Source organism: Leptonema illini DSM 21528, from assembly GCF_000243335.1.
GTDB classification, from domain to species: Bacteria; Spirochaetota; Leptospiria; order Leptospirales; family Leptonemataceae; genus Leptonema; species Leptonema illini.
Map to the genome: position 1 here is coordinate 2380904 of NZ_JH597773.1, position 26532 is coordinate 2407435.

Annotated in this window: 23 protein-coding genes and 1 riboswitch; of the genes, 13 read left to right on the top strand and 10 right to left on the bottom strand. The window is 53.9% G+C overall.

Annotated elements, in window-relative coordinates:
- Nucleotides 1-29: 29 nt before the first annotated feature.
- From LEPIL_RS10975 to LEPIL_RS10990, 4 genes are all read right to left on the bottom strand, one after another.
- The gene (locus LEPIL_RS10975) at nt 30-1571 is read right to left on the bottom strand and encodes an FGGY-family carbohydrate kinase (RefSeq protein ID WP_002772552.1); all 1542 of its coding nucleotides are present in this window, start codon (nt 1569-1571) and stop codon (nt 30-32) included.
- Nucleotides 1572-1657: 86 nt separating this feature from the next.
- The gene (locus LEPIL_RS10980; protein WP_002772554.1) at nt 1658-3196 is read right to left on the bottom strand and encodes a glycerol-3-phosphate dehydrogenase/oxidase; all 1539 of its coding nucleotides are present in this window, start codon (nt 3194-3196) and stop codon (nt 1658-1660) included.
- A gap of 90 nt (nt 3197-3286) precedes the next feature.
- The gene (locus LEPIL_RS10985) at nt 3287-4897 is read right to left on the bottom strand and encodes an FAD-binding oxidoreductase (RefSeq protein ID WP_002772556.1); all 1611 of its coding nucleotides are present in this window, start codon (nt 4895-4897) and stop codon (nt 3287-3289) included.
- Nucleotides 4894-5661, bottom strand: a complete 768-nt coding sequence (locus tag LEPIL_RS10990; protein ID WP_002772557.1) for a GntR family transcriptional regulator — start codon at nt 5659-5661, stop codon at nt 4894-4896. Before LEPIL_RS10990 ends, LEPIL_RS10985 begins: the two co-directional genes overlap by 4 nt.
- Before the next feature lie 225 nt (nt 5662-5886).
- On the opposite strand from LEPIL_RS10990, the gene LEPIL_RS23460 reads away from it, so the two are divergent.
- Nucleotides 5887-6978, top strand: a complete 1092-nt coding sequence (locus LEPIL_RS23460; protein ID WP_143464732.1) for a beta propeller repeat protein — start codon at nt 5887-5889, stop codon at nt 6976-6978.
- Nucleotides 6979-7127: 149 nt separating this feature from the next.
- Here the strand turns inward: LEPIL_RS23460 and LEPIL_RS11000 are convergent, their stop codons facing one another.
- From LEPIL_RS11000 to LEPIL_RS22050, 3 genes are all read right to left on the bottom strand, one after another.
- Nucleotides 7128-8453 carry an MFS transporter gene (locus LEPIL_RS11000; protein ID WP_002772559.1) on the bottom strand — a complete coding sequence of 442 codons (1326 nt, stop codon included), beginning with the start codon at nt 8451-8453 and terminating at the stop codon, nt 7128-7130.
- 72 nt (nt 8454-8525) lie between these two features.
- On the bottom strand, nt 8526-10013 hold the full coding sequence (locus LEPIL_RS11005) for a Gfo/Idh/MocA family oxidoreductase (RefSeq protein ID WP_002772560.1): 1488 nt from the start codon (nt 10011-10013) through the stop codon (nt 8526-8528).
- The gene (locus tag LEPIL_RS22050) at nt 10010-10480 is read right to left on the bottom strand and encodes a DMT family transporter (RefSeq protein WP_002772561.1); all 471 of its coding nucleotides are present in this window, start codon (nt 10478-10480) and stop codon (nt 10010-10012) included. Before LEPIL_RS22050 ends, LEPIL_RS11005 begins: the two co-directional genes overlap by 4 nt.
- A gap of 322 nt (nt 10481-10802) precedes the next feature.
- On the opposite strand from LEPIL_RS22050, the gene LEPIL_RS11020 reads away from it, so the two are divergent.
- From LEPIL_RS11020 to LEPIL_RS11045, 5 genes are all read left to right on the top strand, one after another.
- Nucleotides 10803-12629, top strand: a complete 1827-nt coding sequence (locus tag LEPIL_RS11020; protein ID WP_052608294.1) for a glycosyltransferase — start codon at nt 10803-10805, stop codon at nt 12627-12629.
- Between the two features lie 108 nt (nt 12630-12737).
- Nucleotides 12738-13274, top strand: coding sequence for a hypothetical protein (locus tag LEPIL_RS22055; RefSeq protein ID WP_002772564.1), 537 nt, complete (start codon nt 12738-12740; stop codon nt 13272-13274).
- Nucleotides 13261-13959: a 16S rRNA (cytidine(1402)-2'-O)-methyltransferase gene (gene rsmI, locus LEPIL_RS11030; RefSeq protein ID WP_002772565.1), complete on the top strand. Its 699-nt coding sequence runs from the start codon at nt 13261-13263 to the stop codon at nt 13957-13959. Before LEPIL_RS22055 ends, rsmI begins: the two co-directional genes overlap by 14 nt.
- A gap of 59 nt (nt 13960-14018) precedes the next feature.
- Nucleotides 14019-14312 (top strand): flagellar biosynthesis anti-sigma factor FlgM, encoded by a 294-nt coding sequence (locus LEPIL_RS11035; protein ID WP_002772567.1) that lies wholly within the window; start codon nt 14019-14021, stop codon nt 14310-14312.
- A gap of 657 nt (nt 14313-14969) precedes the next feature.
- A riboswitch (ZMP/ZTP riboswitch) is annotated at nt 14970-15049 on the top strand.
- Nucleotides 15050-15071: 22 nt separating this feature from the next.
- Nucleotides 15072-16328, top strand: coding sequence for a serine hydroxymethyltransferase (locus tag LEPIL_RS11045; protein ID WP_002772568.1), 1257 nt, complete (start codon nt 15072-15074; stop codon nt 16326-16328).
- Nucleotides 16329-16413: 85 nt separating this feature from the next.
- Here LEPIL_RS11045 and LEPIL_RS24185 read toward each other — a convergent pair whose 3' ends face one another.
- Entirely contained in the window at nt 16414-16692 is a 279-nt protein-coding gene (locus LEPIL_RS24185; RefSeq protein ID WP_078123431.1) for a PD-(D/E)XK nuclease family transposase, read from the bottom strand.
- 168 nt (nt 16693-16860) lie between these two features.
- On the opposite strand from LEPIL_RS24185, the gene LEPIL_RS11050 reads away from it, so the two are divergent.
- Genes LEPIL_RS11050 through LEPIL_RS11065 form a run of 4 tightly spaced genes read left to right on the top strand, consistent with a single transcriptional unit; the run spans nt 16861 to nt 22710 of the window.
- Entirely contained in the window at nt 16861-17268 is a 408-nt protein-coding gene (locus LEPIL_RS11050; protein WP_002772570.1) for a very short patch repair endonuclease, read from the top strand.
- A gap of 4 nt (nt 17269-17272) precedes the next feature.
- Entirely contained in the window at nt 17273-20179 is a 2907-nt protein-coding gene (locus tag LEPIL_RS11055) for an ATP-binding protein (RefSeq protein ID WP_002772571.1), read from the top strand.
- Nucleotide 20180: 1 nt separating this feature from the next.
- On the top strand, nt 20181-21698 hold the full coding sequence (locus LEPIL_RS11060) for a response regulator receiver domain (protein ID WP_002772572.1): 1518 nt from the start codon (nt 20181-20183) through the stop codon (nt 21696-21698).
- On the top strand, nt 21688-22710 hold the full coding sequence (locus LEPIL_RS11065; protein WP_002772574.1) for a DNA cytosine methyltransferase: 1023 nt from the start codon (nt 21688-21690) through the stop codon (nt 22708-22710). Before LEPIL_RS11060 ends, LEPIL_RS11065 begins: the two co-directional genes overlap by 11 nt.
- A gap of 94 nt (nt 22711-22804) precedes the next feature.
- On the opposite strand, the gene LEPIL_RS11070 is transcribed toward LEPIL_RS11065, so the two are convergent.
- Complete coding sequence (locus tag LEPIL_RS11070) at nt 22805-23854, bottom strand: Mrp/NBP35 family ATP-binding protein (protein ID WP_169314844.1); 1050 nt, start codon at nt 23852-23854, stop codon at nt 22805-22807.
- A 192-nt stretch (nt 23855-24046) separates the two neighbouring features.
- Here LEPIL_RS11070 and LEPIL_RS11075 point away from each other — a divergent pair, with 192 nt between their 5' ends.
- Genes LEPIL_RS11075 through LEPIL_RS11085 form a run of 3 tightly spaced genes read left to right on the top strand, consistent with a single transcriptional unit; the run spans nt 24047 to nt 25883 of the window.
- On the top strand, nt 24047-24757 hold the full coding sequence (locus LEPIL_RS11075) for a methyltransferase domain-containing protein (protein ID WP_002772577.1): 711 nt from the start codon (nt 24047-24049) through the stop codon (nt 24755-24757).
- 8 nt (nt 24758-24765) lie between these two features.
- Complete coding sequence (locus tag LEPIL_RS11080) at nt 24766-25521, top strand: methyltransferase family protein (protein ID WP_157135060.1); 756 nt, start codon at nt 24766-24768, stop codon at nt 25519-25521.
- Nucleotides 25503-25883, top strand: a complete 381-nt coding sequence (locus LEPIL_RS11085; RefSeq protein ID WP_002772580.1) for a hypothetical protein — start codon at nt 25503-25505, stop codon at nt 25881-25883. The genes LEPIL_RS11080 and LEPIL_RS11085 overlap by 19 nt, the downstream gene beginning before the upstream one ends.
- On the opposite strand, the gene rsfS is transcribed toward LEPIL_RS11085, so the two are convergent.
- On the bottom strand, nt 25840-26529 hold the full coding sequence (gene rsfS / locus LEPIL_RS22060; protein ID WP_002772581.1) for a ribosome silencing factor: 690 nt from the start codon (nt 26527-26529) through the stop codon (nt 25840-25842). The two genes, LEPIL_RS11085 and rsfS, sit on opposite strands and share 44 nt — an antisense overlap.
- Nucleotides 26530-26532 lie beyond the last annotated feature (3 nt).

Genomic DNA, 26532 nt, shown 5'->3' on the forward strand with positions numbered 1-26532 from the left:
CGCAACTCTGTTTCTTTTTTTCTCAGCTCTCAAGTATGGTCGGAGTGCAGCTCTTTGTAAAAATCTTTAAGCCGATCATACATCTTTAAATAAACGTTGCGATAGATGCGCTCATACGTTCGATGCACGGTCGGATTCGGCTCGAATCGGCGCGGAGCTCCACTCATACGCTTGATGGCCGTCTGCACATCGGGAGCAAGGCCTAAAGCGGCCGCGGCGATCATCGCCGCTCCCAGCCCTGACGCCTCATAGATCGCCGGACGTTCGACCGGCATGCCAAAGATGTCGGCCGTCATCTGCATGATGACGTCGCTCTGCGATCCGCCGCCCGCAGCCACGATTCTGCGAATGCGCTTCGCTCCCGATTTCTCGATACGCTCCTTGCCTTCGCGCAAAGAGTACAGCAGGCCTTCAAGAATCGCTCTGTAAATATGGTAGCGGTTATGCCAGTCCGTAAAGCCGATGACGGCGCCGCGAGCCTCGGGACCGGGCACCTTCAGGCCAGGCGACCAGAACGGCTGCAGCACAAGGCCTTCAGAGCCGGGCGGAATATCGCGGATGCGCTCTTCAAGGATCTGCTCGGCGCTTTTGCCGAGCTTCGCCGCCTGCGCCTCATCCTCAAAGCCGAACTGCTTTTTGAACCAGCTCACCATCCAGAAGCCGCGAAAGATCTGAATCTCGTTGCTGTACTGGCCGGGAAGCGCCGCGGGGTAAGGCGGAATAAAGCGCACCGCCTCTCTGTATTTCGCCGAGAGAACGTTTACCGTCGCCGTCGTTCCAAAGCTCAGATGGGCGGTCTCTTCATCGCTGACGCCGCTGCCGAGCACCTCGCAGGCCTTATCGGCGCCGGCGGCGACGATGGGTAACCCTTCGGGGATGCCGGTGACCCGTGCAGCCTCTGCGCTGACGTGGCCGATGATCTGGCCCGGCACGACCAGCTCGGGCAGCTGTTCGGGACGAAGACGCGTTACCTGCCACTTCCAGTCCGATGGAGAGGCCCAGGCATGCTTCTTGTAATCGAAGGGAATATAGGCGACCTGTGAGGCGACGGAATCGCGATACTGTCCGGTCAGGCGATAGATGAGATATCCCGAGAGCAGAATATACTTCGAAGTTCGCTTCCAGATATCGGGCTCGTTATGCTCGATCCAGGTGCTCTCGGCCATGCTCTGAAAATAGCGGATGGCGTCGGTCATACCGATCAGACGAAAGGCCAGGGCCCAGAGCCCCTGCACCGGACGAAAATTAAAACATCTTCGTTTGTCGAACCACAGGATCACCCGGCGAAGCGGCTTTCCATTCTCGTCCAGGTTAACGACGCTGCCACGCTGCGATGTCAGCGCCATACCGGCGATGCGTGCGACGACATCGGGACGCTTTGAAAATAATTCCTGCGTCGCCTGCCCCAGGGCTTGCCAGAAGACCTCGGCATCCTGCTCCCCCCACCCGGGTTGTTCGGCTACATAGTCGAGTGCGACCTGCGATTTATCAAGCAGCTGTCCGTCGGCGTCAAAAAGCAGGGCGCGCAGGCTCTGCGTTCCACAGTCAATGGAAAGAATCAGATTTTTCATAAACACTCCTCAACATTCTTTTTTTATATCAAGAACACGTCCCGAACCCCCTCCTGAGTTTCAGAACCAGCTCAAGCGCCTGCACGTTATGAATAGCTTTTCGCTATCAGATCCTTGTAGCGCTGTTCTTCCTGCGCATAATAATCCTCGCTCCAGCCGGCCTTCAGACACATCGTACGGATCTCGCCAAGCACGGCCTTCCCGCCTTCGGGTAACAGGATGCCCAGTCGCAGTCGTCGAATCATCAGATCGTCAAGATGCACGACCCACTCCTTCTCAAGGGCATAGCGCGCCGCCTCTCTCAAAATCTGCGTACCGGCGAAAAAAGGAGAGGGCTCCTGCTCGAGCCTCGATTCAAGGCCGGCAGCGTCGGCTCCATAGGCCGCCGATAGATAACGCGAAAGCTCAGTATTCTGTTTCATGGCCGGATTCGCAAAAGGACGCGGACGCAATCCTTTCAGAGTCGGGAATATGCCATCCAGTTTGGTTAACGCATGAATCGCCTCGTTGCGAAAGGTCGTCAGCTTGCCGCCCGTTACCGTCAGCAACCCTCGATCGAGGTCGATGAACATGTCACGGGATTCTTTCGACGGATCCTTTGCACCGCTTGAAACGACGGGCCGCACGCCCGACCACGTCGAGATGACGTCGGCCCCGGTGATCTTCGCCTCGGGAAACATAGCGTTCACCGCCTCAAGCAAATACCTGCGCTCCGCATCGCTGATGACGGGCAGCGTATCGGCCGGAGCGTCGTGATCAAGATCGGTCGTTCCGACAAAGGTCACGCCCAACCAGGGCAAGAGAAAGACGTTGCGCCGATCGACGGGATGCGAAAAGGCAAGCGCCTTTGTAACAGGAAGCCTTTCGTTCTTGAAAACAAGGTGGCTTCCGCGAAGAGGCCGTATCAGTTTCGGAAGGCCAAGCGTCTTACGAAGCTGGTCGACGTTCGCTCCCGTAGCGTTTACAAGCACGCTGCACGGAATAACATGTTCCGTGCCGTCGATGCGATCCTGGATCTTCACGCCTTTTACGCCTCCGCCTTCGAGCAGAGGCTCCACAAGAGGCGCATAGTTCATAATCGCAGCGCCCGCGTTCTCGGCATCATGCAGAATGCGCATCACAAGACGCATATCGTCGGTCTGCGCGTCATAGTAAACGTAGCCGCCCAGCAGATTGGCGGACTTCAGACCGACAAAGGCATCTTTCATCGCCTGCGCCGATACGGAATGATGATACGATTTACCCGCGAAAATATCGTATACCATCAATCCGACCTTGAAAAGCACTCTGTTCTTCGTTGAATAAACAGGAAGAACAAAATCGAGCGGACGTATCAGGCCGGGCAGTTCTTTCATCAGCGCCTCTCGCTCGCGCACCGAACGATAGGTCACGCCGGGCTGACCGGATTGCAGATAACGCAGACCGCCATGTACGAGCTTTGAAGAGCAGCTCGAAGATCCCCATCCGAAATCCATCGATTCAACAAGCAACACCTTGAGGCCGGCAAGCGCCGCCTCGCGTGCGATGCCCGCTCCCGTCACGCCGCCGCCGGCGATCACAAGATCAGGCGGATGTTGCTTCATCTTTTCAAAGACGGCTCGTCTCTGCTCTTTCCATTCGTTCATATAGATCTCCTTCTCTCGGATCAGCTCTTTCGGATCTGTCCGCTCTGACCCCTATCAGATCGGTTCCGTACCAATCGCCTAATATTCCGGTTAACGCTGCGTCAGATTACCCGTATCAAATAATCCCTTCGGATCAGCCGTTTTGATCATCGACTCAAGCCACTTCATGCCTACCTCGCCTTTTTCAGCGGGCAGGTACGGAGAATGATCGCGGCCGACTCCGTGCTGATGACTGATCGTGCCGCCCATCTCCACAATCGCGCGACTGGCCGCATCTTTCATACGTTTCCAGAGCTGCAGCGTCTTTTCAGGCGTCGCCTGTGCGCGAAAGACGTAGGTCGTATAGATCGCCGATCCCGATCCGTAAAGATGCGATAGATGCGTATACACCAGCAATCGCTCGCCTGCTTCATCCATGGCCGCTTTCTGCAACGCCTCTTCGATGCGACTCACACCATCGGTCACCTTATCCCACGGAACGGCCGTTTCAAGCGTGTCGACGGCCCAGCCCATCTCCCACAGCGAATTGCGCATATAGGGCCCGCGAAAGCGATTCTTCTTCCAGGCCGAACCGAGCTTCTGACCGAGAGAGACACCGTTATATTTCGAGGCAAGATGCATCGTAATCTTCTTCGTATGGCTAACATGCGCCTTCGTTCCCGTAAAACCGACGATAAGAAGGCACTTGCCCTCGCCCACTCCGCGAAGAGCAAGATAACGCTCCATCCATTTAATCAACGAAGCATGACCGGCCAGCGACAGCGTAACGAACGTTTCGCGCGCAGAGCTCAGACGCATCATGGATAACGGCAGGCGATTCTGAACGGCTGCCCGTGCAAAGGCCTCGGCTCTTTTCCAGTCAGGGAAGAATACGCCGTGAAACTCCTCGGCCTCGGGAATAGGCCGGGCACGCACCGTCACCTCGGTGATAACGCCCATACGCCCTTCTGAGCCAAGAAGCACCTGACGCAGGTCAGGCCCGGCCGCACTCGCCGGATGCAGCGGCAGATTAATCTCTGCATCGGCAGTAATGACGCGACCGCCGGCAAACTGATCTTCGATACGGCCATAATAGAGGCTCTGCTGACCGCTGGAACGAGCAGCCACCCATCCGCCAAGTGTGCTGTATTCGTAAGACTGTGGAAAATGCCCGAGCATCATTCCGTGCGGCGCAAGCTGGCGCTCGACGTCGGGGCCTGCAACGCCGGCCTGAAAACGAGCCAGTCGACTGACCGGATCAAAATGTAGAAGGCGGTTCATGCGGCTGAGATCAAGCACAAGCACGGCCCGATCCCCTTTCGGACGATTGATATGCCCGACGACGCTTGTGCCTCCGCCGTAGATCATCACGACGGCGTTTTTTTCGGCGGCCAGCGTTAACAGCCGGCGCACATCCTCTTCGCTTTCAGGAAAAGCGACGGCGTCGGGAAAGTCCAGGCCGATGCCCTGGCGCAGAGAAAGCCAGTCGGGTAACGATTGCCCGCGTGCATGCCACAGTCGGGCCTCAGCCGACGTATCGACGCCCGGCATACCTTCGAGTCGTGACGGTCCTACAAGGCGCAGCGCCTCTTCGTAGGTAATATCTCTTGTCGCCTTCTCAGGAGGCGTCGGCTCTCCCGTAATCTCTTTTAAAAAGCGGATTCCATCTTCGGGTAACCCCACATTGATCGAATCATCTCCCCATCCGTTCCAGCGTTTCATCGTCTCCCCCTTTTCTTCGATTTTGTTGATGCCTGTTCGCTTCCTGCCGCCCCACCGGAGGCGGCAAGCCATATATCGATGCTGCGCCTCATCACGATGCGCACCTCTTCGGCGGCTCGCTCCGCATCGGGCAGAGCGGCCATAAGATCGGAATAAAACATACGTGACGATTCGCGGGCGCCGGGCAGCGAGAAATACAGCTCACCTGCCTGCCTGTAGACCGATGAGAAGCTATTGAGAAGCATCGGATACACAGGATTGCCCGACTCGATACAGAGAAGGCGATGCAGCTGCCAGTCATAGATAGCAAAGGCATCGGCGGCGTCGGTTAACAATGTCGAGCGTTGCAGATAGGCCTCGATTCCGGCTGCGTTGCGCCTCACGGCGGCGTAGCCATAGGCCGGCGCAAGGGCCAGGCGCACATCAAGCAGCGACGAAATCCAGCCTGCATCAAGAAGCTCCTGCCGGGCCAGCGTATCGAGAATCGTCAGGCCGCCCTCTTCTCGATAGTTGCGAATGACGGTCGGCTTGCCGTGCCGTATCTCAATCCAGCCGTCGCGGCTCAGCCGCTGCAACGCCTCGCGCAGAGGCTGACGATTCACGCCCAGCGCCAGAGCAAGCTCTCGCTCTGAAGGCAACGCATCGCCCGGAACGCCTGCCATGATACGATCCAGCAACGCCTTCTCGATATAATCCGAAGGCCGAAGAGCGCCCGGCTCCGGTTCTGTTTTCTCATGAGTTCTTTGCTGTGTCGAAAACGTCATTGTATCGCCTTTTCTTTTTCGAGAGCCGGCAGCCCTCACCATTTCGGCATTCAGATCACCCGCTCTGGTCGGAGGTCCGACCAGTTCAAATCTGTGAGATTCCAGAAATCCTGTCAAACAAAAAAAAGCGGCTACTGGGGGTGGCCGGGGCGTGGGGGCAAAAAGGCAGATTGTCCTACTCGCAACTTCCATCGACATATTCGCATCCACTCGACTTTCTGCACTTTGTTTGTCGAAAAAACAGTTGAAACAGAAGCCCCGCAATACACTGTTTTCAGTGCCAGGACCTCACAGTCCGATATCGCCAGGGAATATGAAGCACACACACACCTTCTTTATATCCTTTCAGCTCTCATGCTTCTGGGGCCTTGCTATACGGGAGCTGAAACACCATCCGGTTTATGGAAGGTCGCCGGTAAGATCACTGTGCCCGATAACAAAGGACGACTACACGCCTGCTCAGCGAACGGAGTATCCTACATCGCCAATAATGTATCCCTATTATCATCGAGAGATAACGGTTCCACATGGAAGGAAGAGCGATTCCCCGTAGAAACGGTAACCATTGTATTCTGCAACCAGCATATTCTCATCGCCGGGAATATTTCTGACCTCAGAGTCAGTCGAGATGGAGGCCTCACCTGGTTGCAAACAACAGGCATTGACACTCCTCAATGGACGATGGACCCCGTTTTCGCCCGATGTGGCGAGAAGACCTTTGCCGGCATTAGCCAGATCGGCGATATGATAAACACTCCTGACAGCGGTGTTCTCTATTTACTCAGAGAGCAAACCTGGATACCATACGCCGACTGGAAACGAGGACCCGTCTATCAACTGCATTGCAGTGAACACGGACTCTTTCTGGGGGACGATACAAATATTGAAATCGTCAAACTGGACGATAGTCCAGTAAGCTGGCAGGTCACACTGAATGATGGCCTTCGGGTCCCCTGTCCGATGTACCGCTTTGGTTGCGATATCGGTCGCAGTGAACCCTTCCTGACAACGCCCGACGGGATTTTTCTTTTCACAGGCTGGGCTATTTTCAAATTTCGTAAGAATTTGACTGGCTGGGATAACACAGGTACGACCATTCCCGATTCTTTCTACGCCGATGAGGTTATACACTGCAAAAATCAGATCTACCTGACCGGGAAAAAAGGACTGTTCCAGGTAAACTTCCAAGCGCCACCGAATATGGAAATCATTCCCGTCGATGGGCCTCCGGGTTCCGGCCGCAGCTACTGGTCTTCAAATGGTGACCTGTTATCCATCAATAGTGCTGGCGAGATCTACAGACATCAATGTAATTGACATAGGAACGGGACTACAAGACAGAGAGCGGGTCGGCGCCTTTCATTGAAAACAAGCTCTCTTGCATGAAAGATTTCGGTATGTGACCGGGGACTCACCATCGTTGTCCCCGGTCATATAAACACATTCCGCCCGTGCCAAAGCTCTTCTCACGAATTGCGGAACTGTCGCTCCATCGCCTCATCAATCGGATAAAAATGCACGAACGCAATGCCTGCCATCATCAATGCGATGGGCAATGCCGTGAGCAGGATGCGGATTCCCGTCAGCGTTCCGTCGCCGAGTGTGCCCGACTCGCCTGCCGATGCGGAGTATCCGGCGAGGTCAAGGCCGAGGCCGGCCAGCAATCCGCCCAGGGCAGCGGCGGCCTTGAACGAGAAATAAAAGAAGCCGTAAAAGAGCCCTTCGTGACGCTGCCCTGTTTTCCATTCGCTGTAGTCGATCGTCGACGGAACCATCGACCAGGGAAAGACGTAGATCGTCGACATGCCGGCGCCGGCGACGATCATCACGGCGATGACGACATACGGATTCGGATTCTCGATCAATAAAAGCGGAACAAGCATCAACGACAGAAGCGCCATTCCGGCGTTAAACGTAGATTTGCGTCCGATCTTCTTTTCAAGCCTCAGCCACAGCGGAAGCGTCAGAGCGGCGGCAACAAACAGACTTACAAAGGCAAGAGGAGTAAGAGCCTCGCTGCGCAGGTTATACTTGAAGTAATAATTCACAATCGTCGCCACAACGGTGATGGCGGCAAGATGCACGATGATCGCTCCGTTCAGAAGCAGGAACGGCACGTTGCTCTTAACGATGCGCAGGCGCTCGATGAATCCCAGATGCTCCACGATCGTAACGCGACTGCGCTCGTAGGTTGTGGCAAAGGTAACGATCGTAAAGACCGCAGCCAGCACACCATAGAGAAGACCGACATAACGAAAGCCTTCCTGAGGAGTGTCAAACGCATCGACAATCGGACGCGTCGCTCCGCCGACAAAGAGGATGGCCAGGATGGCAAAGGCCATGCGATAGGCGGTGAGGCTTGACCTCTCTTCAGGGCTGCTGCTGATGCTTGCCGTGATAGCCCCATAAGGAACAGAGACGATACTGTAGGCCGTCGAAAAAAGCAGGAACGTGACAAGAGCATATGCGAACTTCGCCTCGATCTGCGGAGCGGCGACCAGCAGAAAGAAGCTGATGCCGAAGGGAACGGCCCCAAAGAGCAGAAAGGGCCGTTTCTGCCCCCAGCGGGTTTGCAGCCGGTCGCTGAACGATCCGATCGCCGGATCACAGACGGCATTCCAGAGCTTCGCAATTGCGAAGATAAGACCGGCGGCGGCGGCGCTTAACCCGAATACGTCGGTAAAATAAAATACGATAAACAGCGTGACGCTCTGAAACGGAATACTTCCGCCGAAATCGCCAAGCGCATAGCCGATCTTTGTCTTCAAGCTTAATCGTTCTGTGTCTTGCATGAATCATCCTCTTTCTTCTTTCTCTTTGTGTGGGCGATCATCGCCCGGCTATATTTGAGCCACCCTTTCGTCCTATATATGAAACGCAGCTCGCAGAGGCAGTGCCTCTTCAAGGCGCCCCTCGACCTTCAATCTGCCCTGTAAAAAGGCCGTCTCGATCCTCTTTTTACCGAGCAATATGGCCGCCCACGTCCCTGCCGGAATCGTTATCGATAAGACGGGCTCGGCGGGTAACCCGACCTCAAGCCTGGGTTTGCCGTCCGCGATATAAAGACCGAAGGCCATGGCCGGCGCCGATCCGTCGGCAAGCAGCGAGATGCCGATGGTGCTGCTCCAGCCCTTTGCCTGACTCTCATCATAACGATCGAGCAGGTTCAGCGTAAGCGATTCGGCCTGCGATGCATAACGCTGCGTGCTACCGAAGAGGCGTGCGAGCAATCCCTCTTTCGACTGTAACTTTTTATCTGCGCGGCGAAGACGCATCCTGGTTAGCAGAGGCCATGTGGAATCAAGCTCTTCGACGAAGACCTCACGGTGTTCGACGGCCGAACGCTGGATGGCCAGGCTGAGGCGCAGAATCTCATAGCCCGATGTTCCATCAAGATCGGGCTTCGCCCTGCCCTGAATGGATTCGATGAAGTTCTGCGTCGCTCCGCGAAAGCCCTCCAGCCAGTCCGACGCAATATCTGAAAAATGCTGCCATCCCTTCTCGTTAAAGAGACTGATGATCGGCCCCGTATCAAGACGTCCCGTGCAGCGACGCACGATGGCGACGCCCCGGCTACCGCTTACCTCGAACCATTCGTCGTTCGCATAATAATCCGAGGGGATGGACAGCTCGGCCGCATGCGCGTACTCGCACATGCCGTAACGCATCGGATCTCTGTATTTCCAGGTGACGACGGCAGGCGAATCGATCACCCCGTCGATGGAATCGATCCAGGCATGCACGCGATCGATGGAGCCGAGCAGATAGGTGGCCGCCGCCCAGAGATGATGACCGTGATCGAAGGTCTGCATGCCGCGTCCTTCTTCGCGCTCCTGCATACGCCATTTCCAGGACGAGGCCGGAACCTGCCATCCACCGAGACCGCCGCTGATAAACTTGATGCGCAGATTTGTCGGCGTACCTATCTCGCCGGCATCGATCATCTCGCGAAGACGCACAAGCGGCGGATAATAGATATAGTTATCCGTCAGTCGAAAGACGCATCCCGATGCCTTCATCGCCTCGATCATACGCCGGGCCTTCTTGAGATCGATCGTCATCGGCTTCTGTAGGGCGACATGCTTCTTTGCCCGCGCGGCGGCGATGACCATGGGCTCATGCAGTTTCTGCGGCGTCAGAATCTCCACGGCGTCGATATCGGGATCGGCAAGCAGGGCATCGTAGTCCGTATAAACTCGTTCGGCATTCCATTCCTGTTTACGCTTCGCCACAAGGGTCGGATCGGTATCGCAGACGGCGAAAATACGGGCATCTTCGCGGCCCGCATAACCCGGAGCATGCATGTCGGCGATGCGTCCGCAGCCGACGATGGCGACGTGTATCGGTCTCATCGCACGACCAGGATCAGGCCGACAAGCATGAGCGCCAGGCCGCCTATCTTCTTGAACGAGATCGGATCAACGGGCGAACCCAGCCATCCGAAGTGAGAGAGCAGAAGACCGATCAACACCTGGCCTGTGACGAGAAGCAGGAATCCCGTCGCCGCCCCGCCCGTGCGCTCAGGAATGAGAAAGGTTACGGCAAAAACGATGGAGGCACCGAAGGCGCCGGCCAGAAAGAGCGGGCGACTGCCGGCCTGAAAGAGCTCGGTCATCGAGCCCGGGCGGAATACGAAAAAATACACGGCGGCAAGAGTGGCTCCAATCAGCCAGAAGAACAGATTCGCCGCAGCGGCGGCCTTCATGGGGCTACCGGCGACGGCCTGCATCTCGCCGCCCAGTCGGCCGTTCATGGCAAGGTGAAGGCCGATGGCCATGCCCACCCCCACCGTAATCAGTGCATAAACTAACTTTTCCATATTGAGATCTTCCTGAATGGTTTTTCTGGTTTTATGTTTTTCTCTATAAAACTTAACCCTATCGATTCCAATCGAATCCAGAGAATCGATTATCTCGATCTATGTAATGAGAACTCCCGTTTACGTAAACGGAAAATTTTGGTCATACCAATCCATAAGAAGGCCGTCTTTCAGGTCAAGAGCAATAGAAGGGCTAAATTTCGGACAGTTCAGAGCGGAAAATGGGACGGCGGACCAACTTTGCCTTCTTTTGACAGAAAAAAAGTCCTCCGCTTCAAAATAGGATTGAACGCTGAGCTTTTTCGTGTACAATTCCTGTCGCATGAGAGAAGCCTGGGTCGTCGAAACTGCATGGGAGGTCTGCTGGCAGCTGGGTGGCATCTATACCGTTCTTCGTAGCAAGGCGCCTGCGATGACGGCCCGCCTTCAGGATCACTACTGTCTGGTAGGTCCCTATAATCAGGCCACAGCCTCCATTGAGTTCGAAGAGACGAACGAAGATACGCCCTTTCATCGGGCGGCGGCCGAGCTGGCAGCGAAAGGGGCACATATCCATTGCGGTCGATGGCTTGTCAGCGGACGTCCGCTTGTCGTGCTCATCGACTTCCTCGCCTCCTGGAATAAGATCGCCGAGTGTAAGTACTTTTTCTGGAAGGATCATCAGATCGACGCCGGCGACGAGGCTGAGGTGAACGACGTCGTGCTTTTCGGCTACCTTGTCGCCGACTTCTTTCAGCAGCTGCAGGCGCAGATCGCCCTTCTTCCCGAGGCCGAACGTTACCCTGTCATCGGACATTTCCATGAATGGATGGGAGGGGCGGCCATCCCCATTTTAAAGAAGCGCCACGTCGGCATAGCGACGGTCTTTACGACACATGCAACGCTGCTCGGTCGCTATCTTGCGTCCGATGATCCTTTCTTCTACGGGCGGCTTCCGTCCATCGACGCCTACAGAGCGGCCGGCGATCGCGGCATCTACAACCGCTTCGCCATCGAACGGGCCGCCGCACACGGCGCCGACTGTTTCACGACCGTGAGCGACATCACCGCCGTCGAGGCCGAACATCTGCTCGGACGCCGGCCCGATCAGGTTCTACCGAACGGTCTGAACATACGACGCTTTGCCGCTCTTCACGAATTCCAGAACCTGCATCAGCTTTACAAGCAGGCCATCCATGAATTCGTCATGGGTCATTTTTACCCGAGTTATACATTCGACCTCGATAAGACGCTCTATCTTTTCACGGCCGGTCGCTACGAATACCGCAACAAAGGCATGGACCTTTTCATAGAGTCGCTGGCGAGGCTGAACTTCAGACTGAAAGAAGAGAAATCGGATCAAACCGTCGTCGCCTTCATCGTCACAAAGGCGCCCGTGCGCGCCATCAGCGTCGACGTTCTCAAAAGCCAGATGATGTTTCGCGATCTGAAGCATACGTGCGAGCGCATCAGCCATCGTATGACCGAACGCCTTCTGTATTCGGCCGCTCTCGGCAAGGTGCCGACGATTGAAGATCTGCTCGAAGAGAGCTCGCAGATGGCGCTGAAGCGGCAGCATCACGCCTGGAGGCGCCAGGGATGGCCGGCCATCTGCACGCATGACATGCTGCATGACGCCGAAGACGCCGTCCTGAATCAGCTGCGCACCTGTCATCTGTATAACGCACCGGAAGATCCGGTCAAGGTCGTCTATCATCCGGAGTTCCTGACCGGTACGAGTCCGCTGCTCGGCCTGGACTACGATCAATTTGTTCGCGGAACACATCTGGGCGTATTCCCGAGCTATTATGAGCCATGGGGCTATACTCCGATGGAATGCGCCGCCCTGGGCATCCCCTCGATTACAAGCGACCTTGCGGGCTTCGGTTCGTATATTCAGCGTCAGATGCCCGATCACGAAGAGAAAGGCCTGTACGTCTGCCGCCGTAATATGCTCAGCTTCGACGACAGCGCCAATCATCTCGTCGATCAGCTCATGAGCTTTATCAAAACGAACCGTCGCGACCGCATCGAGATGCGAAACCGCGTGGAGAGCACCAGCGACCAGTTCGACTGGAACGTGCTTGTCGAGAACTACTGGAAGGCGCATGACCTGTCGCTCTCGTTCTTCGAGCGCTTACAGAAGGGCGGATCTACAAAAGCGGAATAGCCCCTTCTTGCAGTTTCTGGTGGCAGTGCCACGGCCATGGCGAATACGGGCCGGCAAAATCCACATGAAAGGGCTTGCCCCGTCGCCTGACGCTGCAAAAACGGAGGCATGAGGGCCTTTTTCAAGCTCACTGTCGCCTTTTCGCTCCTGGCCGGATGCGGGGTGAACACCGATTCGCCGGTCTACCCCATCTCGTCGCTTCTTGCGATCGGCGCTCCGACGCTGGTCAACCTCGAACCCGTCGCCTCCACCGATCCCGATGTCGCTCCGTATTTCAAGGTCTCTTATTTCGTAACGAATCAGGAAGATGAGTTCATCGGCTACAACCTCTACGTGAGCAAGGTTCTGCTTTCAAGTGAGGCCATCATTACCGGAACTGCCGGATCGCCCTATCTGCCCGACGGCCTTGATCCGACCTTTCGCCACACGAACGATGAAGCAAGCACGCTCTCGACCGACTTAAAGACAGAGACGATCTCGTATTTCAAACCGCCGCCGTCGCCTGAGCATTTTCAATACTGTCGCGTCTATTATTTTGCCCTGCGAGCGGTGCTTTTAAACGGCCAGTACTCGCAGCCCGGACCGCAGCTTTCGGCCTGCATCACCGATGCGAACCACTGCCCTACCAGCAATGACTGCAACTGAAGAAATGCCGGCCGGCCTCTATGTGGCCGCCACGCCCATCGGAAATCTGCGCGATATCACGCTTCGCGTTCTTGACGCCTTGAAGTCGGCCGATCTTATCATGGCCGAAGATACGCGCAAGGCCGGCCTGCTCTTGAAGCACTTCGAGATCTCAAATGCTCTGAAATCCTTTCGTATCCATCGGATGCGCGAAGATACGGAGTATGCTTTGCGCGAGCTTGCGGCGGGTAAATCCATCGTTTTTGTCACCGACGCAGGCACCCCCGGAATCTCAGATCCCGTCTCGCATCTGATCCGTGAGATCCGTCAGCGCAAGCTTTCGGTGCCGGTCATCCCCCTGCCCGGTGCCTCGGCCATGACGGCAGCCCTGTCGGTCAGCGGCTGGCAGGCCAATCCGTCGGTTTTTGCCGGATTTCTGAGCCCGAAGTCGGGTAAAAGGCGAAAAAGCCTTGAACAGATGAGAGAATTCGACGGAGTGATAGTGATCTACGAGTCGGTGCATCGCATCGACCGGCTGCTCGAAGAGATTGTGCAGATTCTGCCCGACCGGCCCGTGCTTGTCGGCCGTGAGATCACCAAGATCCACGAGCAGTTTATTGAGATTCCGCCGGGCGGGCCGATCCCCGATTTCGTCAGAAAGGGCGAATTTACGGTTCTTGTGGGGCGCCCCGATGACGGAAAATAAGAAGAAAATGTTTCACTTTTTCGAGCATCCGACCGATATTGTGATTGAGGTAAATCCTGATGGTTGTGGATAAAGTAGGCGGCATAGGTCCCGGATACGGACCGAAGAAGATTCAGACGAAAGCAGAGGTCAATCGAACCGATGCTCCGAAGGATAACGTGACGATCTCTGATGCGGCCATGCGTCAGCAGAACATCGATCGCGTGAAGAAGCTTGCTCTGTCCACCGAGAACCGCACGGATAAGCTGAAAGAGGTGCGCGAGCGTCTGGCCGAGGGTGTGTACGATAACCCGTCCGACGAGATCCTTGGAAAGGCCGCCGATCAGATTACCGATTTCTTTCTCACTCGCTGAAAGCCGCTTTAGCTCTGAGAATAAAAGGCCGGGATAACACCCGGCTTTTTTATTTGGGGCGGCTCAATATGACTTTTCTTCGCAACTCTCCCTCTTTTGAAGGTAAACCGCACACGCCGCGATTGCCACAGATTCCCACCCGAAATCAGAATCCACAATGTTCAACCCAAGGGCGTCCAGACAATTGGGCCGATAGATATCCTCCAGATCTGCTTCGCAGGCACTCCTGGGAGTTAGATCGGTGCATCTGACAGATAGGAAGATTATCAAAATCAGTATCGTAGGTTTCAGTAACTTCACTATGTTTCTCCGTTTTGACTTCCAGCCTCTCGACAAATCCTTATGCTAATCAGGCTGTCGAACATAAGACTTTTGTCCACGAAATACACAAAAGGCGCGAAAGTTTCGATCCGAAATCAGAAAGTAAACCTGACGGCATCTTGCTGCTATCCGGCGAACATGGAGCAACAAGATGGCTTGCAAACGCCCCCTCCCTTTTCGGCTTTCTCAGCGCCCCCCGTGCCCTCTGTAGTTAATCGGTTCCGGTTCTTTCACTAAACCGCACAGGGTCGTGCTTTGCCAACCCAGCAGGATCCCAGGCAGCAATCTCTGCCCTAAAAACCTGCTTGCCACCGCCGGCGCTGCTCTGTAGATTTGCCTTACCTGCATGACTGACGCGTTCGAGGAGCACCTCGAGGGAGTGCAGGGAATTCACGCCGTGCGTCTGGGCGCCTTAATCTCTAATTGCAGGAGGAGCCCATGACCGCTCAAACCGATAATACGCTGAAATCCATCGACAGCGAGGTATTCAACCTCGTTCGCTCTGAGGAGTCGTATCAGCGCTCGACCATCCGCCTTATCGCCAGCGAGAACTATACGTCCCGTGCCGTTCTCGAAGCGTGTGGCACAGTATTCCAGAACAAATACTCCGAGGGTTATCCGGGGGCCCGCTTTTATCAGGGGCAGATTAACTGCGACGCCCTGGAACGCCTGGCCATCGATCGCGCAAAGGCGCTTTTCGGAGCGGAGCATGCAAACGTGCAGCCCTACTCGGGCTCGCCGGCTAACCTTGCCGTGTACCTTGCCTTCGCAAAGCCCGGCGATACGATCCTCGGCCTTAACCTGAGCCACGGCGGACATCTGACGCACGGCTCAAAGGCCAGCGTTACGGGCAAATGGTTCAACGCCGTGCATTACAATCTCAATCCCGATACGGGCCTGCTCGATTACGACGAGATCCGTCGTCTTGCTCTCGAACACCGACCGAAGCTTCTGATCGCCGGGCATTCGGCGTACCCGCGGCAGCTTGATTTCGCTAAGTTTCGCGAGATTGCCGACGAAAGCGGAGCGATTCTCTTCGTTGATATGGCGCATTTCGCAGGTCTTGTCGCAGGCGGGGCGCATGCGAATCCCGTTCCGTTTGCCGATGTCGTGACGACGACTACGCATAAGACGCTGCGCGGTCCGCGCGGAGCGATGATCCTCTGCAAAGAGGTGCACGCAAAGGCCATCGATAAAGCGGTGTTCCCGGGACTTCAAGGCGGACCGCATAACTCGACGACTGGCGGCATCGCCGTCGCCCTGAAAGAGGCCGCTACTCCGGCCTTTAAAGAATACGCCCATGCCGTCGTCGCCAACGCGAAAACCCTTGCCGCCGAGCTTTCGGCTAAAGGATTCAAGCTCGTCTCGGGCGGAACGGATAACCATCTGATCTTGATCGATCTGACGAATAAAGGCATCACCGGCAAGGAGATGGCCATCGCCCTTGAAGCGGCCGGCATCGTGCTGAACTATAATACGGTGCCGGGCGAGACGCGGCCGGCCTTTGATCCGTCGGGAATTCGACTCGGAACGCCGTCCGTAACCAGCCGCGGCTTCGGCGTCGGCGAGATGAAACGCATCGCCGAATGGATGGATGCGGTGGCATCGGATGCAAAGAATACCGATAAGCTGGCCTCTATTGCCCGTGACGTTGCGACGCTGTGCAGCGGTTTTCCCGTGCCTGGAATCGATTGAGGAAATAAAAGCCTTCCCTATAGGCAGATGATTGTTGTAAGGCAGGCGTCGCGATGGCAGCGGCGCCGGCTTAACCTTGCTCACTTCATGTTTCAAGATCCTGTACCGTCAGCCCGGTAATGCCCGATATTTCGTTGAAAGGGTAACCCTTCTTGAGCATAGCCCTTACAGTCACGTGCGCCTGCATCTCTATGTTGATCCTGCGGCCTCTTGAATCCCTTGCAAGGATATCGAGAATCGCATTCTTATCGTCGATGGCCTCACCGGGTAGTTCCGGGTTTTGAATAATGGGGGACTGGAAGTTGATGAGGAGGCCAGCATAAAGTCGGGCGCGACATAATTTCGTTACTGTCGCGGCAAAAATGTTCCGGTAATCTTATTATGTCGCCGGTGAAGGACCTCACGCAGCCATTAACATCTCGAAGTCATGAAGTCTCTGCATTTTTTCCACAGGGACGCTTGTTTTTGCTGGACCGATTAACTATTGGGCAGTAAAATCATCTATCGACTGCAAACATGCAATAAACCATTCATGACCGACGTCTTTTCTAAAGAACAGCGCTCCTGGATTATGGGTCGCGTAAAGGGATCAGGAAACAAAACCACGGAGCTTGCCCTGATTGCGCTTTTTCGCAAATACCGAATCACCGGTTGGCGTAGGGGCAGCAACTTACCCGGAAGGCCGGATTTTGTGTTCCCGACTGTCAGGGTCGCTATCTTCGCCGACGGCTGCTTCTGGCATGGTCATGACTGTAGAAATACCCAGCCCCTTGGAAACGGCAGCTTCTGGCGCGAAAAAGTCGAAAAGAATAGAAAGCGAGATCGCCGAGTAAGCCGAAAATTAAGATCTATGGGCTGGTCGGTTTACCGGATTTGGGAATGCCGAATAAAAAAAAGGAAGCTGCCGGCCACTCTTCTGGCCAAAGTCGGACCTTCATAATCATATGAAACGCGTATCATTCAAAACCCGGGCGAGAGTAGTCGACCTTCTCGGACGTGAGCAAATTGCCGATGCACCCACCGCGCTTACGGAGCTTTTGAAGAATGCCGTCGACGCTCAGGCCGAAACAGTGACGATTCACTTCCACTCTCAAGCGGGCCTTCTCGAAGTCAGCGACGACGGGCTTGGCATGCGACCGGAGGACTTGATGGACCGCTGGCTGGTGCTTGCCACGGACTCCCGGCACGGTAAGCCAGATCCGGAATGGTATAAATATGCAACACCGGAGCAAACAAAACGCTTACAGCACGATAAGCCTTTCGGTGAGAAAGGCATCGGACGACTTGCCGTGGCCAGTCTTGGAAATGGCGTTCTCGTATGGACGAGATGGGGTAAAGGCAAAAATTTTAAGCGCTCAATGGCCCTCGTTCACTGGCATCTTTTTCGGTATCCCAAGCTGAATCTCGATGATGTCTATATACCGTTTATGGAACTGGGGGCTCAGGATAACCCCAAAGATGCGGCAAAGCTTCTACTCGAGTCTCTAAAGGATTGGTACGAGAGACATAGCAAGGATTTCTATATCGATAAAAAATCCTCCATTGATCCGAAAACGATCAGCAATGACATAAAGCGAGGCTTTGCGCAGGCCATAGACTCTATCGTTGATTATCATGCAGACTCACCGGGGACCAGCTTTTTTATTCTTTCCACAACTGATGAAGTTCCGGATATTTTTCAATCCGGAGCGGAAAGGAAAGGAGAAAGTAATTGGCCCTCAGAGGGATTGCGCGCTATTCTTGGTTTTTGCAACCCATTCTCCGATGATGCTCCTCGCATCAAAATTGAAGCCTTCGCAGACGACCGACCAGCGTTTGAAGGGAAGAATGATTTCTGGAAATCGAAAGATTTTGAAGAGTGTGATTACTTTATTCATCTCCGCTCTAACTCGGAAGGATTCGTTAAAGGAGAGATTAGACATTATTCAAAAAAAATAAAATACGAATTTCAAACGCCACAATTGCCGCCGCAAAGTGATTATCCTGGCCCGTTCGAAATCAAGCTTGGATATGTTCTCGGTAAGCCGGAAGAATCACGATTAACACCGGATCGATTCGCATACTTCAGTAAAAAGTTGGAGGATATCGGCGCTCTTTACGTCTACCGAAACGGCATAAGGGTCATGCCATACGGTAGACAGGATACAGACTTTTTGGAATTCGAATATAGGCGCAGTTTAAACGCTGGCACTTATGTATTCTCCCATCGACGTATGTTCGGGTATATCGGAATCGATTCCGAAAATAACCCTGGCCTCATCGACAAGGCTGGGCGCGAAGGATTGATCAAAAACAAGTATTACCGGGGGCTATACAAGATCGCTACGTCAATCTTTATCGATATTGCTAAGACCCATTTCGCAACCAAAGTTAAGAAAGAACAGAAATTGAAACTGGATACGGCCTTAAGAGCGGAAATAGAGGTGCAGACCCGTTCTTTCTTAGAAGAGTTTAAAAAATCCCGAAAATATTTGAGCGAAGCCGAAAAGCTTCTCGAAAAAAAATACGCCGACCTGTATTCTCGCTCCAAGGATATAGAGAGAAGTTCAATTGATACAATCGATCGATTTTTCCAAGATTTAGAAGCTCTACGAGATCGTTTCCGGCTTGATATAGATACTATGTCAATGGAAATCCCTTCCCTTGCTTCTCCCTCACCGAAAGTCCTCGCTGCGTGGGATTCTTACCAGACAGACCGCCAACAATTTGAAATCCGCTGGAACCGAGACCTGCTCCAGCTTCAGCGAAAACTATCTGCGGCCTTAAAGCGTAACGCGGACAAAATTAAATATCTAAATAAACTGAGAACGCGCCTATCGAGCAATGAACTCCGTATCCAAGCAAGGTTAGAGCAGAAGCGAGACCGTCTAATCGATGGGGCTCGCCAGATTGCCGAAAAAAAAGCGCCGATATGGTTCAACAACCATGTTGAAAAAATAAAGAGGATCCCCCGCGATCTGCTTGGTGAAGATCCACCTCAAGCAGTCGTCAATGGGTCTGACCAAGCCGCTGTCGATTTTGAGGATGCGATCCTAAAGCAAGATATTGTAGCCAAGGGCGAACTCGAGCCTTACTGGGAAGGTATTTTAACCGATATCGAGCGAATAGCCACCGCACGCAGCATGGATGGCGCCGTAGGTGCCTTGAGTCGTGAAATGGAAGCCCTCAAGGAACGAGAATTCGTGTACATTGAACTTGCGCAGCTTGGTCTAATTGTCGAAGGGATCGACCATGAGTATCGCACGCTCTTCTCTCAAGCGAAGAAAGACTTCAAAACTCTGCGCTCCGGCAAAAATACAGTCGACAGCGAAACTTTCGATCACCTGTACTCCGTCTTTAACGCGATCAATGAAAAGATCGAATCCCTAGCTCCTCTATATCGAGCAGGAAGAAGAAGATACGAAACGGTAACAGGCGACAGCATCCTAAGCTTCATAAAAAGTCGCTTCCAACAGGAATACGAGACTGGCTTGATTCAAGTAGACAAGTCCTTCTCAACGTTAAGATGGAGCAGCACAAACAGGTCAGTTCTATTTGCTGCCATCATCAACGTAATCAACAATGCCCTTTATTGGATTGAGAAATCGGTCACCCCAAAGGAGATCCGGATCACTCTAGATCACGAGGATTTTGTGATCTCCGATTCGGGCCCCGGGGTGGCACCGAGAGATGCGGACCGAATCTTCGAACCGTTCTTCTCCCGCAAGCCCTCAGGACGAGGCTTAGGACTGTATCTCTCCAAAACGGCGATGCAACAGCATGGCATGGATTTAACGCTGGCAGACGAGCCGAGGAAAAAGGCCCTCCAAGGGGCTAACTTTGTTTTCAAGAAACCCGAACAGGAAGAATGAAATGACGGCGACGATTGAAGACTTGAGATCTCAAATAGCAAGGAAATATTGCAGGACTTTGACCGTTATCGACGATGATGCCTACCAAACCGGAACCTGGGAATCAACGAACCCTGTGATTGACGAAACGTACGTAGCTCTCGTAAAGAAGTGTAACGAGGATTCTATTCTTTGCCATTTGCAGTACTATCCAAACGGAAAATTGGGCGGCCCCGATATTGAATTTTACAAAAAATATTATGATCGAGCTGTTCAAACCGCAAAAAACTCTGAGGTTGTAATCCTCGATTGGTATCTCGGTGCTGAAAGTTCGGAGCACTCTATTGCTTTGCTCAAAGAGCTTGCAGCGGACGGAGCTCTGCGATTTGTGATCGTATATACCAAGCATAAGGAAGATGCGACGAGTAGTCTGGAATCCGAAGGCTATCATCGATTAACTATCTCCACGAATCACTCCAACTCGCCTGTCGAAGACGACGATACTTTTCAACCCATTGGGGTGCACGACAGCCAGACGGCAGCCGTTGATTTTTTTTCCAATGAAAATAGCAGTATCTTCATCTTGGTACAGGATAAGCCTTCGGAACCTGAGAAAAATACGCCTGATCTCTTAACGCTCATTACCCAACTGATGCTGGCTGCCTACCCTGACTTCCTTCATTGGGCTGGATTGGAGTTGCATACTTTCATCCGCGAGAAAATGCCCCAATTAATATCCAAGCTGCCGACTGGCACTGACCACGCAATCGTGTATCAGAGCTTATTTACCGATCTCCCGGACGATGTTGCCCACCAAGTTGCAGTTATTCATCTTGAACAGATGGAGCACGAACTTTTCAAAGAGCCCTTACAAGCGGTTTGCGATTTATATCTTCACCAAGCCATTGAGAAAGACAAGGAATGGACCAAAATCAAGGACGAGCCGACGATAAAGAAAAGGGATAACGCTCGAACAAAAATAAACGAAAAAGAAAAAACGGGAACAAATGGGTTGAAACTCACCACTGCTATGAATCAACCTGATTCAGCCTTTCGGGCACATACCAAGCTTGCCTATATACAAGAGTCCTACATTGACATCAGTCAAGAAAAGCTATTACTGAGGCGAGGAACCATCTTCAAGAAGAAGCAGGCCACCGACGATGGATGGGATTTCCTGCTATGCATTACACCAGAGTGCGATCTTTACAGATTAAATGACGGACAACATATTCATTTTATTCAAGGAAGACGTAAGGACAATCTTGACAAGACTAGCGGTCCTTTGTTTTTTCAAACCTTTGTGTCGGAGTCTACCCAAATCGAATGGGAAAGCTTTCGAACCAAGGTAATTCTCGCACCGACAGGCAGCGCTGCCGGCTTTCCATCTATCTCAGATGCGGCTTTCACTGATTACGAATACGTTGGCCAAATCAAAAGTCGGTTTGTCGATCGCATAATGCAACGTGGCTGGTCACAGCAAACACGTGTTGGCGTCGATACTGCAGAATATATAAGGTTTGTTAGAAGTGAGAAGTAAACCGACTGCCATCGATCTCTTCAGCGGATGCGGCGGAATGACGCAGGGGTTGAAGTCCGCGGGCTTTAGCGTTTTAGCCTCCGCCGAAATTCTTGCCGTAGCGCGTGAGACGTATCACGACAATCATCCCGAAGTTCGCCAGTATACCGATGTGCGGCGGTTAACAGGAGCGACGCTGCTATCCGATTTGAATTTGCGCCCAGGCGAGCTTGATCTTCTCGCAGGCTGCCCGCCCTGTCAGGGTTTCTCGACCATTCGCACGAGGAATAAGCCGAATCCGGTCGCCGACGAGCGCAATGAACTGATTTTCGATTTTTTACGACTTGCGCTTGCTCTACGACCGAAAGCCATCCTCATGGAAAACGTCCCGGGTTTGATGAAGGATCGCCGTTTAGAAAAAACGGCTCGTAGACTGCGAGCCGCAGGGTATGACGTTGAGGTCGACGTCATCGATGCGGCGGATTTCGGCGTACCGCAGCGCCGGAAGCGGATGATATTAGTGGCGACGCGAACCGGCAGAGCCAGTCTTCCCTCGGGGGACAGCAAACAGCGCACCGTCGCCGATGCTATCCGTGATCTGCCGAAGGCGGGGAAATCGGGAATACACTGGCATGACCTGAAACGAGATCACTCGGAAAAGGTGATGAATATAATCCGCCGTATTTCGAAGGACGGGGGTAGCAGGAGCGACCTCGGAAAGGAGCAATTGGAATGCCACAAGCGAACGGACGGCTTTCGCGACGTTTACGGTCGATTATCCTGGAACAAAGTCAGTTCCACGATCACCCGATCATGCGTTAACCCTTCTAAAGGAAGGTTTATTCATCCCGAAGAAGACAGGGCTATCACGGTTTTCGAGGCTGCTCTATTGCAATCCTTCCCGAAGTCATATCGATTTTCCCGATCGATTAATCTGACCGAGGTCACATCCATGATCGGTGAAGCCTTGCCCCCTTTGTTCGCCAAGAAGCAAGGCTTACATATCCGTCGAAAGATTCTGAACCGCCAATAACCCCTCCAGCACGCATCCATCCGAACCCCGCCTGGCACTCAACCAAACAACAAAAGTGCCACCCGCGGGGTGAGGAATGAGATGCGTGCGGGAGTTATTTATACTTCTCGACTTCGACTGCCAGTTTCTGCGCCAGTTCAGTGTAGGACTTGCGCATCGCGTCGTCGGCGTTATCCGAGATCGAGGCGGGTTTGCCCGATTCGCCGGCTTCCATGACGTCGGGCTGCAGCGGCAGCGATCCGAGGAAAGGAACGCGGTATTTTGCGGCGAAGGCGGTGCCGCCGTTCTTCGAGAAGATATGCGAGGTCTTGCCGCAATGCGGGCATACGAACTCGGCCATATTCTCGACGACGCCTAAGATCGGTATCTTCACTTCCTGGAACATGGCGACGGCTCGCGTCGCGTCCTGGATGGCGACGTTCTGCGGAGTCGTGACGACAAGGGCGCCGTCGAGGTCGATGAGCTGGGCCAGCGAAAGCTGTACGTCGCCGGTGCCGGGCGGAAGGTCGATGAGCAGGAAGTCGAGCTCGCCCCACATGATTTCGTAGAGGAACTGTTCGACGGCCTTGCCGAGCATCGGGCCTCTCCAGATGACGGCCTGATCGGGATTCAAAAGAAAGCTGAACGACATGACCTTCACGCCGTATTTCTCGGGCGGGCTGATCTTATTCTTGCCGTCGCCTGTAAGCGAGAGCTTGCCGTCGAATCCGAACATCTTGCCTATCGACGGTCCGTAGATGTCGGCGTCGAGAACGCCTACTTTCAGGCCCATCTGCGCCATGGCAGCGGCGAGGTTGGCCGTTACGGTGGACTTGCCGACGCCGCCTTTGCCTGATCCGACGGCGATGACGTTTTTCACGCCACGGATGCGGTTTCCAAGCGGTTCGGGTTGCAGCTCGGGATCATATTCAAAGCGGATCTTGAACTTGCCGGGAATGCCCACCTTGCCCAGGACTCCGCGCAGCTGCGACTCAAGGCCGATCTGCACGCGACGATCTTCGTCGGGGCTTTTTACGATGATGCGGAGTTGTTCGCCGTCTTCTTCGACGCGGCCAAACATACCGAGATCAAAGAGGTTTTCTTTAAAAGTAGGATGTTCGACCTTAGTGAGAGCTTCTTTCACCTTCGATTCGATTTCGGTCAGATTCATAGATCCTCATTTTAGGAGTGTTAGGTGTTGATAAGGAAAATAATACCAATCCTCCGACTCAGCCAGAAAAAAGGGAGAATCGCCCGTTTTCCCGTTCAACGGGTCGCAAGGCCACCTTCATAACTTGCTATCGACGCATGCCCGGCTTCTTCTCGACAGCACTGGCAGGGCGGAAATTCCATTCGTATGGGCTCGCTGGGAGACGGTATCCATACGGAAGGACGCTTCACGTTCGGAGGAGACGTGCCGGAACGCTTCGAAGAACACGCCCGCCGCTCCATTCCGCTCTATGACGAAGGGCATGAGCTTATACTGAAGATAAGCGACTCCTTTATCGGCGAGAATTCCGTCGTTTACGATCTCGGCTGCTCTACGGGTCGCCTGCTCTATCGCCTCGCCGAGAGACATGCCGCTCAGGGCATCCGCTGTGTCGGAGTGGAGCGCGAAGAGGCGATGATCGAATATGCGCGCCGTCAGAATGCGCATCCGGCGATTGAATATAAGGCCGAAGACGTGCTGGAGTTCGATCTCGGTCAGGAGAAGGCCGATCTGATCATCTGCTATTATACCGTGCAGTTCGTGCGGCCGGCGGTGAGGCAGGATCTGATCAACCGGATCTTTCAGGGATTGCGGTGGGGGGGCGCTCTGCTGCTTTTCGAGAAAACCAGAGGCCCCGATGCCCGTTTTCAGGATCTGCTGACGGGTCTGTACAACGATTTCAAGCTGGATCGCGGCTATGAGGCCTCTGAAATTCTACGAAAATCGCAGTCCCTGCGAGGAGTTCTTGAGCCATTTTCTACGCAGGGGAACCTCGACTTGCTTGCACGTGCGGGTTTCCAGGATTGTATGACCATACTGAAATATATCTGCTTTGAAGGGATGATTGCAATCAAATGAAAAGCTTCATGATCACGGTCGGGAATTTCTTTTTTCGCTGGAGGGACACGGCCTTCTCTCTGATCTTTCTCGGCGGACTGGTTCTGATCGCGTATCCGCGGCCCGGCTACTGGGTAACGGGATGGTTCGGCGATCTGCAGGTCGATCAGATCCTCTCCCTTCTCGGACTTCTGCTTGCGCTGTCGGGCATCGGAGTGCGCGCCCTTGTGATCGGCTTCATCTACGTGAAACGTGCGGGCGATCGTAAAAAGATCCACGCCGACGAGCTCTTTCGCGACGGCCTGTTCGCACATTCGCGCAATCCGCTGTACGTCGGCAACCTGCTCGTCGTCACCGGAGCGATGTTCACGGTGAACCTGGGGCTCTTCTGGTTTATCGTTCTGCCTTTCTTCTACTTCGTCTATTATTGCATCATTTTCGCCGAAGAAGACTTCCTCTCGAAAAAATTCGGAGCCGGCTATGCCGAGTATATGACGACGGTCAACCGTCTGTTTCCCGGCAACCTCGGCAAACTGAGCAGCTCGTTTAAAGGCCTGACCTTCCTCTTCAAAAGAGTCGTCAAGGTCGAGCATGCTTCGACGTCGCTGATCCTCTTCTCGGTACTTGCGGCAAATCTTCTGAAGTTCCGTTACCGTTACGGCATCGATTATGATACGGCCCTGCAGCAATCTCTGATCGCCGGTATCGTTATCGTGCTGCTCTATTTCATCACGGCCACGTCGCTGAAGCAGGCGGGTAAACTGGAATGGAATCAGAACGACTGAGCGACCTCGTTTCTTGGCCGCTGCTTGCCCTGGGCATCGTTCTTACGCTGATCGGAGTGTCGCCGCTTCTTACAGCGGCGGCCATCATGGCGGGCCTGATGCCGAAGCCCGAGACGATGCAGATCGGCGGCATGTTTCTCTCGGCCGCCTTCTTTCTTGCAACGGGCCTGCCCGCTCTCTTTTCGTTCGTGCTGCGTGAGAAGGCCTCTTCACGTACGCTCGCCCGGGTGACCGGTGGGCTGCTTCTGATTTTCGCCCTAGCCTTCCCGTTCACGCTTGCGATTAACGTTCCGTTTTTTATTCCGCTGTTTTTCTATGTTAGCGGGGCCACTGGAATCTGGGCGCTTCTGCGGAGTAGATAACGGGAGCGTCGCCCCAGAGCTTTTCGAGGTTGTAGTAGTTCCGCTGCTCCTGCACGAAAACGTGCAGCACGACATCGACGAAGTCGTGAATGACCCATCCCGATTCCACATCAAGCGGTCGTATCTTTTTATTTGTCAGATGCTCGCCAAAACGACGCGAGATCTCACGAGCCGTCGTTCCGAGCTGAAGCGATGATCCGGCCGTTGCGATCATAAAGAAGCAGAAATACGGATTCACATCTTCCAGATTCATCACCTTGATATCGGTGAGCTTCTTCTCATCGAGAAAGGCGACCAGATCCTCAACAAGCTTGCGGATCACGGGATCTGACGATGGCTTGCGATACTCTGCTTCGACTGCAGGCCGCTGCGCTTTGACGACGTCGGCCTTCTTCGCAGGGGCGACCTTCTTAACCGGCTTTATCGCTTCTTTTTCAGTCGCCTTTATGGTCTTTTTTGTGGCCTTTTTTGCGGTCTTTTTCACCGTCTTCGTTACAGCCTTCTTAACGGCCTTTTTTACGGCCTTCTTTGCGGGCGTGACGGCCGATCTTTCGACCGACTTCTTTGCCGTCGCCGGGGATTTCTTTGCCGTCGTTTTCTTCGCTTCTTTCGTAACGCTCTTTTTTACGGATTTCTTTGTCGCCATTTT

Bases quoted from the DNA above. Each gene is read 5' to 3' on its own strand.
- LEPIL_RS10975 (WP_002772552.1), bottom strand. From the start codon at position 1,571: ATGAAAAATCTGATTCTTTCCATTGACTGTGGAACGCAGAGCCTGCGC.
- LEPIL_RS10980 (WP_002772554.1), bottom strand. From the start codon at position 3,196: ATGAACGAATGGAAAGAGCAGAGACGAGCCGTCTTTGAAAAGATGAAG.
- LEPIL_RS10985 (WP_002772556.1), bottom strand. From the start codon at position 4,897: ATGAAACGCTGGAACGGATGGGGAGATGATTCGATCAATGTGGGGTTA.
- LEPIL_RS10990 (WP_002772557.1), bottom strand. From the start codon at position 5,661: ATGACGTTTTCGACACAGCAAAGAACTCATGAGAAAACAGAACCGGAG.
- LEPIL_RS11000 (WP_002772559.1), bottom strand. From the start codon at position 8,453: ATGCAAGACACAGAACGATTAAGCTTGAAGACAAAGATCGGCTATGCG.
- LEPIL_RS11005 (WP_002772560.1), bottom strand. From the start codon at position 10,013: ATGAGACCGATACACGTCGCCATCGTCGGCTGCGGACGCATCGCCGAC.
- LEPIL_RS22050 (WP_002772561.1), bottom strand. From the start codon at position 10,480: ATGGAAAAGTTAGTTTATGCACTGATTACGGTGGGGGTGGGCATGGCC.
- LEPIL_RS11020 (WP_052608294.1), top strand. From the start codon at position 10,803: ATGAGAGAAGCCTGGGTCGTCGAAACTGCATGGGAGGTCTGCTGGCAG.
- LEPIL_RS22055 (WP_002772564.1), top strand. From the start codon at position 12,738: ATGAGGGCCTTTTTCAAGCTCACTGTCGCCTTTTCGCTCCTGGCCGGA.
- rsmI (WP_002772565.1), top strand. From the start codon at position 13,261: ATGACTGCAACTGAAGAAATGCCGGCCGGCCTCTATGTGGCCGCCACG.
- LEPIL_RS11035 (WP_002772567.1), top strand. From the start codon at position 14,019: ATGGTTGTGGATAAAGTAGGCGGCATAGGTCCCGGATACGGACCGAAG.
- LEPIL_RS11045 (WP_002772568.1), top strand. From the start codon at position 15,072: ATGACCGCTCAAACCGATAATACGCTGAAATCCATCGACAGCGAGGTA.
- LEPIL_RS11050 (WP_002772570.1), top strand. From the start codon at position 16,861: ATGACCGACGTCTTTTCTAAAGAACAGCGCTCCTGGATTATGGGTCGC.
- LEPIL_RS11055 (WP_002772571.1), top strand. From the start codon at position 17,273: ATGAAACGCGTATCATTCAAAACCCGGGCGAGAGTAGTCGACCTTCTC.
- LEPIL_RS11060 (WP_002772572.1), top strand. From the start codon at position 20,181: ATGACGGCGACGATTGAAGACTTGAGATCTCAAATAGCAAGGAAATAT.
- LEPIL_RS11075 (WP_002772577.1), top strand. From the start codon at position 24,047: ATGGGCTCGCTGGGAGACGGTATCCATACGGAAGGACGCTTCACGTTC.
- LEPIL_RS11080 (WP_157135060.1), top strand. From the start codon at position 24,766: ATGATCACGGTCGGGAATTTCTTTTTTCGCTGGAGGGACACGGCCTTC.
- LEPIL_RS11085 (WP_002772580.1), top strand. From the start codon at position 25,503: ATGGAATCAGAACGACTGAGCGACCTCGTTTCTTGGCCGCTGCTTGCC.
- rsfS (WP_002772581.1), bottom strand. From the start codon at position 26,529: ATGGCGACAAAGAAATCCGTAAAAAAGAGCGTTACGAAAGAAGCGAAG.